11 protein-coding genes are annotated in these 13,065 nt (G+C 68.5%); 8 read left to right on the forward strand and 3 right to left on the reverse strand.

Going from position 1 to position 13,065, the window contains the following annotated elements:
• Positions 1-2 precede the first annotated feature (2 nt).
• Together ABAZ39_RS27430 and ABAZ39_RS27435 are read right to left on the reverse strand one after the other, a co-directional pair.
• Positions 3-1,070: a metal-dependent hydrolase gene (locus tag ABAZ39_RS27430; RefSeq protein ID WP_040137478.1), complete on the reverse strand. Its 1,068-nt coding sequence runs from the start codon at positions 1,068-1,070 to the stop codon at positions 3-5.
• 30 nt (positions 1,071-1,100) lie between these two features.
• Complete coding sequence (locus ABAZ39_RS27435; protein WP_040137479.1) at positions 1,101-1,487, reverse strand: response regulator; 387 nt, start codon at positions 1,485-1,487, stop codon at positions 1,101-1,103.
• Between the two features lie 239 nt (positions 1,488-1,726).
• Between ABAZ39_RS27435 and ABAZ39_RS27440 the strand changes: the two genes are divergently transcribed.
• The 6 genes from ABAZ39_RS27440 to ABAZ39_RS27460 all read left to right on the forward strand — a co-directional run bounded on the left by ABAZ39_RS27440 (position 1,727) and on the right by ABAZ39_RS27460 (position 8,150).
• Entirely contained in the window at positions 1,727-3,460 is a 1,734-nt protein-coding gene (locus ABAZ39_RS27440) for a sensor histidine kinase (protein WP_247874674.1), read from the forward strand.
• Between the two features lie 313 nt (positions 3,461-3,773).
• The gene (locus ABAZ39_RS36315; RefSeq protein ID WP_158310442.1) at positions 3,774-3,926 is read left to right on the forward strand and encodes a hypothetical protein; all 153 of its coding nucleotides are present in this window, start codon (positions 3,774-3,776) and stop codon (positions 3,924-3,926) included.
• A 57-nt stretch (positions 3,927-3,983) separates the two neighbouring features.
• Positions 3,984-4,187 carry a 30S ribosomal protein S21 gene (gene rpsU, locus ABAZ39_RS27445; RefSeq protein WP_014198985.1) on the forward strand — a complete coding sequence of 68 codons (204 nt, stop codon included), beginning with the start codon at positions 3,984-3,986 and terminating at the stop codon, positions 4,185-4,187.
• A 92-nt stretch (positions 4,188-4,279) separates the two neighbouring features.
• On the forward strand, positions 4,280-4,813 hold the full coding sequence (gene infC / locus ABAZ39_RS27450) for a translation initiation factor IF-3 (RefSeq protein WP_035673684.1): 534 nt from the start codon (positions 4,280-4,282) through the stop codon (positions 4,811-4,813).
• A 172-nt stretch (positions 4,814-4,985) separates the two neighbouring features.
• Entirely contained in the window at positions 4,986-6,128 is a 1,143-nt protein-coding gene (locus tag ABAZ39_RS27455; RefSeq protein ID WP_040137481.1) for an efflux RND transporter periplasmic adaptor subunit, read from the forward strand.
• A gap of 6 nt (positions 6,129-6,134) precedes the next feature.
• Positions 6,135-8,150: an efflux RND transporter permease subunit gene (locus ABAZ39_RS27460; RefSeq protein ID WP_081863380.1), complete on the forward strand. Its 2,016-nt coding sequence runs from the start codon at positions 6,135-6,137 to the stop codon at positions 8,148-8,150.
• Here the strand turns inward: ABAZ39_RS27460 and ABAZ39_RS27465 are convergent.
• Entirely contained in the window at positions 8,089-8,679 is a 591-nt protein-coding gene (locus ABAZ39_RS27465) for a recombinase family protein (RefSeq protein WP_040137482.1), read from the reverse strand. The genes ABAZ39_RS27460 and ABAZ39_RS27465 overlap by 62 nt on opposite strands.
• Before the next feature lie 131 nt (positions 8,680-8,810).
• Here ABAZ39_RS27465 and ABAZ39_RS27470 point away from each other — a divergent pair, with 131 nt between their 5' ends.
• A complete protein-coding gene (locus tag ABAZ39_RS27470; protein WP_040137483.1) occupies positions 8,811-11,804 on the forward strand; it encodes a Tn3 family transposase in 2,994 nt (997 codons plus the stop codon).
• A 9-nt stretch (positions 11,805-11,813) separates the two neighbouring features.
• Positions 11,814-13,037 carry an efflux RND transporter permease subunit gene (locus ABAZ39_RS27475; RefSeq protein ID WP_247881788.1) on the forward strand — a complete coding sequence of 408 codons (1,224 nt, stop codon included), beginning with the start codon at positions 11,814-11,816 and terminating at the stop codon, positions 13,035-13,037.
• Positions 13,038-13,065 lie beyond the last annotated feature (28 nt).

Raw genomic sequence — 13,065 nt, forward strand, 5'->3', positions numbered from 1 at the left:
CATTAGTTTGCGCGGACCGTCCGGTCCGCCGGACCCGTACCGACGATGCGGACCCACAGGTCCTGCCACGCCGCCCGCGACGCGTCCCGGGGGGTCTGGAAGGTCTCCACCGGACCGACCAGCCTCCCCGCCGGATCGACGACCGCCCGGATGCCCCAGAAGCCGAGCGACGAGACGCCGGGCATGCCGTAGCGATGGTCGAGCGCCTGGACCAGCGTGCGGCCGGACTCCAGCGGCTGTTCGCGCCAGATGAGGTTGTCCATCGAGAACCAGCGGAAGACCTCGGCCTCCGGGGTCGCCGCGACCGCCGCGATGGCCGGCGAGCGGTGCCGTTCGAACCGCTCCCACTGGATCTCCCCGTCGCTCAGCACGGAGTGGAAACCGACCAGCACCGCGTCCGGGGTTTCGGCCACCACCCGGCGCAGCAGCGGCTGGAACAGGGTCGGGTAGGCCGTCACCTGGGCGGTGCCGCCGGCCTGCGCCCGAGCAAGCGCCTCGACGCGGTCGTTGATGGCCCAGCCGCCGAGCGTGTAGGCCGTCACGAGGATCAGCGCCACGCCCGCGATGTCCTGCGCCAGGGCCGCCCGCTTGCGGAGCGCGATGCCGGCCACCAGCGAGACCACCAGGATCAGGCTGTAGATCGGGTCGATGATCGGCATCGCGTTGATCGCGAAGCGCGTGGTGGTGAGCGGATAGAGCCACTGCGTGCCGTAGGACGTGAAGACGTCGATCACCGGGTGGGTCATCAGCGCCAGGATGGCCAGCCAGATCCAGGCGCGCCTCGCCTCGCCGTCGCCCGACGGGCTGTCCGGACCATGGCGCCGGCGCTGCCAGCGCCAGACCAGCCAGCCGAGCAGCAGGCCGGCGACCGGGCCGAACAGGATCGAATGGGTCAGGCCGCGGTGATGGACCCAGTTGGCGAAGGGGCCGCCGATCCAGCCGGCGGCGACGTCCAGGTCGGGGATCAGCGCGATGCCCGCGCCGACGGCCAGCGCGCGGCGGCCCAGCCGGCGGCGGAAGCCGGCCTGCGCGACCGTGGCCCCGAGAAGCATTTGGGTGACGGTGTCCATGGTCCTCGGTGGTGCCGTGACGCGCCGGGGTCAGGCGCCGGGGGCGATCGCCAGCATCCGCTTCAGCGCGTCCGAAATCTCCTCGACGCGCACCGGCTTGGGCATGATCGCGATGGGGTCCGAAAAGCTCACCTTCAGCTTTTCGGAAATCTCACCGGTGGCGTAGCCGCTGACCACCACCACGGGCAGGCCGGGCTCTTCGCTCCGCAGGTTGCGGATCAGCTCGTCGCCGGCCATCACCGGCATCCTGAGGTCGGTGACCAGGGCGTCGAAGGACTCGTCCTGCCAGAGCTTCAGGGCTTCCTGGCCATTGAAGGCCGTGGTGACCCGGAACCCTTCGTCCATCAGGCCATGCTCCAGCGCCATGATCGCGATGGCTTCATCGTCGACCAGCAGGATGTGGCGGGGTTCGGTCATGGCGGCTCACCGTACAGAGAAAACACAGTCCTGGGTGCGGGACGATGTGCTCCAGCTCCAGGTACGATTGTAACCGGCGACGCGATGAAAAACAAAGCTGAACGGGCTATGGTTGTTTCCCCGGCCATTTCGGGGGGCTTCTAGCCCTTGTTCGCTCCGCGGGGATGTGTGCATTCTTCCTGCTGGGAACCGGCACGGCGGCGCCGGGCGAAGCCTTCACCAAAGGAAGACCCGCGACCTTGAAAATCGGCCTGAGGACGATGCTGATCGCGTGCCTGGGAGGTGTCGGGCTGGCTTTCACGGCCGGCACCGCCGCGATTCTGCAGGTCGAAGCCGGGGAACGGCTCCAGCGCGTGATCGGCGGGCAGCTGCACCTCTACGCCGGGCAGGTCGCCGACAAGCTCGACCGGGGCATGTTCGAGCGCTACCGCGATCTTCTCGTCGTGACGAGCCTCGAAACCATCCGTGCGACCGACGCTTCCCGCGATTCGCGCCGCGCCGTCCTCCAGAAGCTTCAGGACAGCTATCCGGACTATGCCTGGATCGGCTTCATCCGGCCGACCGGCCTTCTGGAGGCGGCGACGGGCCGTGTCTATGAAGGCATGGACGTGAGCGCGCGCGGATGGTGGAAGCAGGGGTTCGACCGGCCCTATGTCGGCGACGTGCACGACGCGGTGGTTCTGGCCAAGATTCTGTACGCCAACCGGATGGAGGTTCCGCGTTTCGTCGATCTGGCGGCGCCGGTGCGCGACGAGCAGGGGACGCTGACCGGTGTCGTCGCCGCCCATCTGAGCTGGGACTGGGCGTCGGAGGTCGAACGCTCCGTGCTCGGCCAGATTTCCGAGGACGCCGAGGTCGAGGCGATGATCCTCTCCGCCGACGGCACGGTGATTCTGGGGCCCAAACCCCTGGTGGGCAAGCCGCTGGCCTTCGCGTCGGCGCCAGGGCGGCGCGCGTGGGTCGAATCCTGGCCGGACGGGCGCCGCTTCCTGACGAGCGTGGCGCGGACGAAGGGCTACCGGGATTATCCCGGGCTGGGGTGGAGCGTCGTGCTCCGCCAGCCGGTCGATCAGGCGATGGCGCCGGTCGCCGAGCTGCGGAACCGGGTGATCGCCTGGGGAATCGCCGCCAGCCTGCTGGCGGTCCTCGTCGGCCATGTCCTGGCGACGTGGCTGTCGGCGCCCCTGCGCGCCATGTCCAGGGCCGTCGAAGCCGCGGGGCCGGACGGCGCGATGCCCGTCCTGCCGCTGACCGGCCGCTACACGGAGGCGGCGACGCTGTCCGGGGCGCTGCACACCTACGTCAGCGACCTGCAGGAGGCGGACCGGCGGCTCCGCGGCACGGTCGCCGAGAAGACGGTGCTGCTTCGCGAGGTCCACCACCGCGTGAAGAACAACCTGCAGGTGATCTACGGCTTGATGATGGTGGAGATGCGCCGCCTGCCCAAGGGGGACCTGTCGCGGGGCCGCATCGAGGCGCTGGCCGGGCGCGTCACCTCGATGGGGCGCCTGCACGAGCAGCTCTACACCTCCGGCGACCTGATGAACGTCGATTTCGGAACGCACCTGCGCCAGCTCTGCGACGCGCTTCAGGAGCTTCTCCCGAACGAGGCGATCACCATCCACCCCGACACGGACGACGTGTCCTGCTCCATCGAACTCGCCACACCGCTCGGCCTGATCGCCAACGAACTGGTCGTCAACGCGCTGAAGCACGCCTTTCCGGAGGGGAGAGGCGGGACGGTGACGGTCCGGCTGCGGCAAGCGGGCGACCGTCTGACGATGACGGTGGCCGACGACGGCATCGGCTGCCCGGACATGCCGCCCAAGGGGGGAATCGGCACGACGCTGGTCGATGCGCTGGTCCGGCAGGTCGGCGGCACCATCACCTTCGACGCGCGGCCGGGCTGCACCGCCACGGTCAGCGTTCCGTTCACCGCCGACGCGAACCGTCCCGTCGCCGTTCACGCCTGATGTGATCCCGGCATCGGGTGTGTGCCCAAATCATTTCTGGAAATCCGGCCGTTACCGCTCAGTCTTCGCTTGTAAAAGCCGGCGGACCCTCCCATCTGGGACAGATCAAGATTGCTCCGGGGCCTGTTGTCTGCCGCTCCGGCCATCCGCTCTGGGTCTCTTTCTCCCAAAGTGCATTTGATGCCTTCCCGATGACGGGCAGGACAGGGTGTCGATCGGGGACCTGCGGGCGCTTTGAGCGCCGCATACCCCGGATTTCAACACATAACAACAACGGCCGACGGGCTTCGCCCATATCGGCAAGGGGATTCTCATGACCATCAAGCTTCCGACGACCGGGGCGGCCCAGGCCGCCCAACCCCAGCATCAGCGCCCCGTTCCCGCGGTGGAGCCGGCGTGGGCGCCGGGGTGGCCCCGCCTCACCCCGCGCGAGATCCGCCAGATCGTTCTCGACACCTTGGGCTGAGCGGCCTTTTCGACGAAAAACCCTTTCCATACAAGCAATTGGGAGGATGATCGCCTTATGCTCGTTCAGGTCCGCGACAACGATGTGGGGGGCGCTCTGCGCGTCCTGAAAAGAAAAATGCAGCGCGAAGGGCTTTTTCGTGAGATGAAGCTGCACCGGCGTTACGAAAAGCCCTCGGAGCGCCGGGCACGGCAGGCGGCGGAATCGGTCCGGCGGCGGCGAAAGCTGCTGCGCAAGCGTTTGCAGCGCGAGGGCTATTGACCGTGGCCACCGATGCCTTAATTTGAGGGACGGCGTCAGGGCCGTCAGCATCCATTCCGGTTCCTCGCCGGACAGACCGTTGGAGACAGGACATAGCTAAACTCTACGATGCGGACCCGGTCCGCGAAGGCCCGCGCATCAATCGGGAAATCACGGCACGCACGGTGCGCCTCGTTGGTGCCAACGGTGAGATGATCGGCGTGGTCTCGCTGCGCGATGCCTTCGACGCTGCGGTCGAGGCCGAACTCGACCTCGTCGAGGTGGCCCCCCAGGCGGAGCCGCCGGTCTGCAAGATCCTCGACTACGGCCGGTTCCGGTTCGAGGAGCAGAAAAAGGCCAACGAGGCCCGCAAGAAGCAGAAGATCATCGAGATCAAGGAGCTCAAGCTCCGGCCGAACATCGATGACCACGACTACGACGTGAAGATGCGGGCGGCGCGGCGCTTCCTCGAAGAGGGCGACAAGGTCAAGATGACCATGCGGTTCCGCGGGCGCGAGATGGCGCACCAGGATCTGGGCATGAACGTGTTGATCCGTGTGCGCGATCAGTTCGAGGACATCGCCAAGGTCGAGCAGATGCCCCGGATGGAAGGGCGCATGATGGTCATGGTCATCGCTCCGCGTTGACCGGCCACTGACCTGCCGGAATGTTTGATAGCAAGGGGACCGCCCTCCGTGGGGCGGTCCCCTTGCGTTTTCAGCGCCCGGTCGCCTTCCTCGCACCCACTTTTCATCGGCATCGCTGAACCCAATCGCCGCGGCCCTGTTTAGAAGGCACGGTTGAACGGGAGCACTCTCGATGCTGCGCCTTCGCCACGGCCTCGCCGTCTCGTGCCTGCTCGTCCTGCTCCCTTTGGGCGCGGTCCTGGCCCAGCAGCCTGCGAACGCTCCGCCCCCCACGGTCATGACCGAGGTGGTGCGTGAACGGGACGTCACCCCGACCAGCGCGTTCATCGGTCGCGTCCAGGCGATCCAGGACTTCGAGGCCCGCGCCCGCGTCGAGGGCTTCGTCGAGCAAGTGGCCTTCCAGGAAGGCCAGAACGTCACCAAGGACACCCTGCTCTACGTCATCGAGCAGGCCCCCTACCAGGCCGCCGTGGACAGCGCCAAGGCCGACCTCGCCCGCGCCCAGGCGACCCTGCGCGAGGCCCAGCGCGCCTTCCAGCGCGCTCAGGAGCTGCGGACCCGCGGCAACATCTCCCAGGCCGACCTCGATCAGGCCCAGGCGGCGCAGGAGACGGCGGACGCCGACATCATGCAGACGCAGGCCAAGCTGCGGCAGGCGGAACTGAACCTCGGCTACACGCGCATTTCTTCGCCCATCGACGGGCGCATCGGCGCCACCGCGATGACGGTGGGGGACCTCGTCAACCCGTCCAGCGGCCCGCTCGCCACCGTCGTCCAGCTCGACCCCATCCGCGTCGTCTTCTCGGTCAGCGACCGCGACATCCTGGAGGTCCAGCGCGCCGCCCCCGATCTCGCCTCGGCCGACGCGGTGAACCGCTTCGTGCCGGCCCTGCGGCTGGCCGACGGTTCCGAGTACGAGCAGAAGGGCAAGGTCTCCTTCGCCAGCAACCGCATCGACCCGCAGACCGGGACCATCCCCGTCTACGCCGACTTCGCGAACCCCAAGGGGTTTCTGCTGCCCGGCCAGTATGTGACCGTCCTGATCCGCCCGGCGCAGACCGAGCGGCAGCCGGTGGTGCCGGTGTCGGCCATCCAGCAGGACCAGCAGGGCAGCTACGTCCTGGTGCTCGACCAGCAGAACCGGGCGCAGCGCCGTCCGATCGAGCCCGGACCGCAGCTCGATCAGGTGATCGCGGTGCCCAAGGGCGTCCAGGCCGGCGAGACCGTCATCGTCGGCGGCGCCCAGAAGGTCCGCCCCGGCATGGCCGTGCAGCCCGAGCGGGCCCCCCAGACCGCCGAACAGCCGCGAGGATAGGCGCCCATGTTCTCCGGCCTGTTCATCCGGCGCCCGAACCTCGCCATCGTCATCGCGCTGGTCGTGACCATCGCGGGCGCGCTGGCCATCCTGGCCATCCCGGTGGCCCAGTTCCCGCCGATCACCCCGCCCTCGGTGCAGGTCTCCGCCACCTATCCCGGCGCCAACGCCCAGGTCGTCGCCGACAGCGTCGCCGCCCCGATCGAGGCTCAGGTGAACGGGGTGGAGGGCATGCTCTACATGTCCTCGACCAGCACCGACACCGGCGCCTACACGCTGTCGGTCACCTTCGCGCAGGGCACCGACCCGGATCTGGCCCAGATCAACGTGCAGAACCGCCTGTCGCTCGCCACGCCGACCCTGCCGACGGAGGTGTCGCGCCAGGGCGTCACGGTGCGCAAGCAGTCGTCCAACATGCTGATGGCCGTCAACGTCTTCTCCCCCGGCGGCCAGTTCGACCCGATCTTCATCTCCAACTACGCCAGCATCAACCTGCGCGACGCCATCGCGCGGGTGCCCGGCGTCGGCGACGCGCAGGTGATGGGCGCGCTGACCTACGCCATGCGCGTCTGGATGGACCCGAACCGTATGACGGCGCTGGGCATCACCGCGGCGGACGTGGTCGCGGCGATCCAGAACCAGAATCTCCAGGCCTCGGCGGGGCAGATCGGCGCCCCTCCCGTCCCCGACGGCCAGCAGCAGCAATTGACCATCCTGGCCCGCGGCCGGCTGGACGACCCCAAGCAGTTCGCCGGCATCATCGTGCGCACCAACCCGAACGGCGGCGTGGTGCGGCTGGGCGACATCGGGCGGGTGGAGCTGGGGGCGCAGAGCTACGGCTCCACCGCCAAGCTGGACGGCGATCCGGCGGCGACGCTGGTCGTCTACCAGTCGCCGGACGCCAACGCGCTGGACGTCGCCACGGCGGTGCGGGCGGAACTGGACCGGCTGTCCGGCCGCTTCCCGGAGGGGCTGGACTACGCCGTCGTGTTCGACACCACCAGCTTCGTCAGCGCGACGATCGAGGAGATCGTGCTGACGCTGGGCATCACCTTCCTGCTGGTGGTGGTGGTCATCTACGTCTTTCTGCAGGACTGGCGGGCGACGATGATCCCGACCCTGGCGATCCCGGTGTCGATCATCGGTGTCTTCGCCGTGCTGCTGGTGCTGGGCTACAGCGCCAACACCATCACGCTGTTCGCGCTGGTGCTGGCGATCGGGCTGGTCGTCGACGACGCCATCGTGGTGGTCGAGAATGTCCGCCGCGTCATGGAGGAGCATCCCGACCAGCCCGCCCCCTCGGCCAGCCGCATCGCCATGGAGCAGGTGACCGGGGCCATCGTCGCCTCCACCCTGGTGCTGGCCGCGGTGTTCGTGCCGGTGGCCTTCCTTCCCGGCATCACCGGCCAGCTCTACCGGCAGTTCGCGGTCACCATCACCACCGCCTTCCTGATTTCCGGCATGGTGTCGCTGACGCTGACCCCGGCGCTGTGCGGCCTGCTGCTGCGCCCGCCGACCCGGCCCTGGCGCCCGCTGGCCGCCTTCAACCGGGGGCTGGACGGGGTGCGCGACCGCTACGGCGGCCTCGTCGGCTGGCTGTCGCGCAAGCTGGTGATCGGGATCGCCGTCTTCGCCCTGCTGACCGCCGGGGCCTTCCTGCTGCTGCGGAGCCTGCCCACCGCCTTCCTGCCGTCGGAGGACCAGGGATACTTCTTCGTCAACGTGCAGTTGCCGAGTGCGGCGTCGCTCAGCCGGACGGAGGCGGTGATGACCGACGTCACCGAGCGGCTGCGCGCGACGCCGGGTGTGGCCCATGTGATCTCCATCGCCGGCTACAGCATCCTCAGCGGAGCGGCCTCCAACGTCGGCCTGCAGATCGTCGTGCTGAAGCCCTGGGGGGAGCGGGGGGCCGCTGAGACGGTGGACGCGCTGCTGGGCCGGCTGAGGCCGCAGCTGGGGGTCATCGCAGAATCTGTTCAAAATCGTACGCTAAGCGGCGGGCCCGGGAGAGCAAGCGGCTGACCGTGGCGGGATGGACGCCGAAGAGCCGGGAAACCTCGGCGGCGGACTTCCTCCCCGATGTCACCATCTCAATGATTTCACGGCATTGCGCGGTCGTGAGCTTTGGGCGTCGGCCGCCGCGCCGCCCCTGATTTTTGGCGGCTTCCAATCCCGCCCGGGTGCGCTCGCGGATCATGGCGCGCTCGAATTCGGCGAAGGCGCCCAGCATCTGCATCATCATGCGGCCGGCCGGGCCGGTGGTGTCGACGGCCTCGGTGAGCGAGCGGAATCCGGCTTGCGCCAGCTCGATCCGCTCCAGGATCAACAGCAGGTCCTTCAGCGACCTGGACAGCCGGTCGAGCTTCCAGACGACAACCACGTCACCGGGACGCAGCTGGTCGAGCAGCCGATGCAACTCGGGCCGGTCCCAGCGGCCGCCCGATCCCGCCTCCTGGAAGACACGCATGCAGCCAGCCGCCCGCAGGGCGTCCACCTGGGCCGATGCGTCCTGCCCTTCCGCTTTCGACACGCGCGCGTAGCCAAGCAGCATCGCACCATCCTTGCATAAACCCGTTGCCTTGGATACGAGTTTGGCAACAGGATTGTGCAACCAGCAAGCCTTTGTTCTACCGTTCCCCTCCAGACCGGTGCGCAGACGGCCGTTTGCGCAATGCCCATCCCATGCCCCGCCGCCAGCTTCTATCCCCTCAGACGCGAGCCGCTCTGTTCGATCCACCGTCGGAGCCGACCGCCATCACGCGCCTGTACACCCTCTCGCCGGACGATCTGGCGCACGTGCGTCGTCGGCGCCGTCCCTGGAACCGGCTCGGCTTCGCGATGCAGCTGGCCTACCTGCGCCATCCTGGACGGGCCCTGGGAATTGGCGAGGAACCACCGACCGCCATGCTCGCTCACATCGCCGGACAGGTCGGGGCCGATCCGGCATTGTTCGTCGACTACGCCCGGCGGGAGGAAACCCGGCGCGAGCATTTGGCCGAACTGCAAGCGGCCTTCGGGCTGTCGCCCTTCGGCTTGGCCGACTATCGGGCCATGTGGCGTGTGGCATCGGAGGTGGCTCGCGGCACCGACCGGGGCGATGCCATCGCCTTGGCTGTAGTGGAAGAGCTGCGGGCGCGCCGCGTCCTGCTGCCGGTCGCCACCGTGGTGGAGCGCCTCGGCCTCGCCGTCCGTGCCAGGGCTCGAGCCGCCGCTTATGCCAGTCTGATCCGCGGGTTGGAGGATCGACAGACCGAGCGCCTCCTGGCGCTCTTGAAGGTGACGGAACCGGAGGGCCGCACCGGCTTGACGCAACTGCGCGAGTGGTCGGAGGCGCCTTCCGCAGCGAACCTGGTCCGTCTGGCGGAGCGCTTGGCAACGGTGCGGGCCATCGGCATCGAAGCGGATCGGGCGCGGCGCATTCATCAAGTCCGCTATGCCATCATCGCCGGCGAAGCGGGAATCATGGATGCGCAGCACCTGTCGCGCCTGGGCCCGGAACGCCGTCTTGCCGTCCTGACCGCCTTCGTCATCGAGCAGGAGGCCCGGCTCAGCGACGCCGCCGTGGAGATGTTCGACCGGCTGATGGGAGCCCTGTTCCGGCGTGCCGAGCGCAAGCGCACGGAACGGCTGACCGACCGGGCCAAGGAGCAGGAAAGCCTGGTCTGGATGCACGCGGTGAGCGGCCGGGCTCTCGTCGCCGCCCGACGGAACGGGACCGATCCGTTTGCCGCCATCGAGGCGGCCGTGGGGTGGAAAGCCTATGAGAAGAGCGTCGATCACGCCGTCGGCATCGCCGAGACCGCCGATGAAGGCAACAGCCTGCCCGAGGTGGTGGAGCGGCATGCGTCCGCCCGGCGGTTTGCCCCGACCTTCCTGCAAACCTTTGCCTTCCGCTCGTACCGCAAGTCCGATCCGCTGCTCAAGGCGGTCGACGCCATCAAGGCACTGTATGTGTCGGAAGGCCGGCCGACCCTAGCGAAGGACGCGCCGGTCTCCTTTCTCCAGCGCCGTTGGCGCCCCCTCGTGCTGCCACAGGGTAAAAACCTCGATCGCCGCGCCTATGAAATGGCCGTGTTCGCGCATCTGCGCGAACGGCTGCGTGCCGGCGATGTCTGGATCGAGGGCGCCCGCGCCTATCGACGGTTCACCGACTTTCTGCTGCCCCGGCCAACGTTCGAGGACCTGCGCAGCACCGGGAGCCTCGATCTCCCCATCCCGGTGTCGTGGCCGGACTATGCCACGGAACGGACGAAACTCCTGGACGACCGGTTGCGCGAGGTTGCCGCTTTGGCCGAAGCCAACCGATTGCCGGACGTCACGCTGGAGGAGGGCCGCCTAACCATTTCCCCGCTGTCCCGCGCCGTGCCCGAGGCTGCGGGCATTCTCGCCAAACGGCTGTCCGCGCTCCTGCCGCGCATACGGATCACTGAGATCCTGGCCGAGGTCGACCACTGGACCGGATTCACCAGCAGCTTCACCCATGTGCGCACCGGCGAGCCGGCCTTCGACCGCGCCGCGGTGCTCGGCACGGTGCTGGCGGACGGCACCAATCTGGGGCTGTCGCGCATGGCCGAGGCGTCGCGCGGCTTGAACCATGCCCGGCTGATCTGGGCGGCGGAGTGGCATGTGCGCGACGAAACCTACGCCGCTGCCCTGGCCACCGTGGTGAACGCCCACCACGCCCACCCGATGGCCCACCACTGGGGGCCGGGCGAGACCTCGTCGTCGGATGGGCAGTTCTTCCGGGCGGGCGGCCGTGGCGAGGCGCGCTCCGACGTGAACGCCCGCTATGGCGACGACCCCGGCGTGCTGTTCTACACCCATGTCTCAGATCGGTTCTCTCCCTTCCACACGAAGGTGATCTCGGCCACGGCGGGCGAGGCGGCCCATGTGCTGGACGGCCTTCTGATGCACGGCAGCGCGCTGTCCATCCGCGAGCACTACACCGATACGGCCGGCGCGACCGATCATGTGTCGGGACTCTGCCATCTTCTGGGGTTCCGCTTCGCCCCTCGCGTCCGCAATCTCAAGGAGCGTCGGTTGTATGTGATTGACCGCATGGCCGATTATGGATTGCTGACGCCATTGATCGGCGGCCCGGTGCGCCTGCACTTCGTCGAGGAATCCTGGGATGACCTGCTGTGGCTGGCCACGTCCGTGCGCACCGGGACGGCGGCGCCGTCCGCCCTCTTGCGCCGCCTCGCGGCCTACCCACGGCAGAACCAGCTCGCCAAAGCGTTGCGCGAGGTCGGCCGCATCGAACGCACACTGGCAACCTTGGACTGGCTGAAGGACCCGGACCTTCGCCGTCGCTCCCATGCTGGCCTGAACAAGGGGGAGGCGGAGCATTCGCTCAAGCGGGCCGTCTTCTTCCATCGTCTGGGCGAACTACGTGACCGGACGTTCGAGAACCAGAGCCATCGGGCCTCGGGGCTCAACCTGGTGGTCGCCGCCATCGTGCTCTGGAACACCGTTTATCTGGGTCGCGCCGTGGACGCGCTCCGCGCAGCCGGCGAAGACATTCCCGCTGACCTGTTGGCACACGTGGCGCCACTCGGCTGGGAGCACATCGCGCTCACCGGAGACTATGTCTGGGCTGACGGCGACGTGGATTCCTCGGCAGCGTTCCGACCACTCCGGCGAATTCCCGCTTCGTTCCAGAGGGTCGCCGCCTAGCGTACGATTTTGAGCAGGTTCTGCGATGGCCCCCAGCTCGCCGCGGTGCCGCAGGCGACCATCGCCGCCTTCAACCCACCCTCCATCCCCGGTCTCGGCAGCACCGGCGGGTTCCAACTCCAGGTTCAGGCGCTGGGCGGGCAGTCCGCGCAGCAGCTGGGCGCGGTGCTGCGCGGACTGCTGGTCGCCGCCAACCAGGACGCGCGGCTGTCGGCCGTCTTCAGCACCTTCAGCCCCGACGTGCCGCACCTGTTCGTTGACCTCGACCGCACCAAGGCGGCGCTGCTCGGCGTCTCGCCGGGCGACGTCTTCACCACGCTGCAGTCCCATCTCGGGTCGCGCTACGTCAACGACTTCAACCTCTACGGCCGGGTCTTCCAAGTCCAGGTGCAGGACGCCGCGGAATACCGCGACGAGGTGGCGGCCATCGACCAGCTCTATGTGCGGAGTTCGTCGGGGGACATGGTGCCGCTGCGCAGCATCGTGACCATCCGCAACACGCTGGCCCCCGACAGCCTCGTCCGCTACGACCAGTTCCTGTCCGCCTCGGTCAACGGCAACCCGGCCCCCGGCGGCAGCTCCGGCCAAGCGCTGGCGGCGATGCAGGAGGTGGCGGACCGCACCCTGCCGGCGGGCTACGCCACGGAATGGACCGGGCTGTCCTATCAGGAAAGCCGCATCGGCAACCAGACGGTCATCATCTTCGGGCTGGCGGTGCTGTTCGGCTATCTGTTCCTGGTGGCGCAGTACGAGAACTGGCTGATCCCGCTGGCCGTGCTGCTGTCGGTGGCCATCGCGGTGCTGGGGGCCGGCATCGGCCTGAACGTCGCCGGCATCGCCAACGACGTCTACGCGCAGATCGGCCTCGTCCTGCTGGTCGGCCTCGCCGCCAAGAACGCCATCCTGATCGTCGAGTTCGCGCGGGAGCAGCGCGCCGCCGGCCACCCCATCGTCGAATCCGCGGTGATGGGCGCCCGCCAGCGCTTCCGCGCGGTGCTGATGACGGCGCTGGCCTTCATCCTGGGGGCGGTGCCGCTGCTGGTCGCCACCGGCGCCGGGGCGACCAGCCGGCGGTCCATCGGCACGACGGTCTTCAGCGGCATGACCGCGGCGACGCTGGTCGGCATCATCTTCGTGCCGGTCCTGTTCGTCGCCTTCCAGCGCCTGACCGAGCGGCTGGTTCCACACCGCGACCCGGTGGACGTGCCCGCGAAGACATCTCCGGCGGAATGACCCGGCCCGGCCCCTGTTGGACGTCGGA

This window comes from Azospirillum argentinense (genome assembly GCF_000632475.1).
GTDB classification, from domain to species: domain Bacteria; phylum Pseudomonadota; class Alphaproteobacteria; order Azospirillales; family Azospirillaceae; genus Azospirillum; species Azospirillum baldaniorum.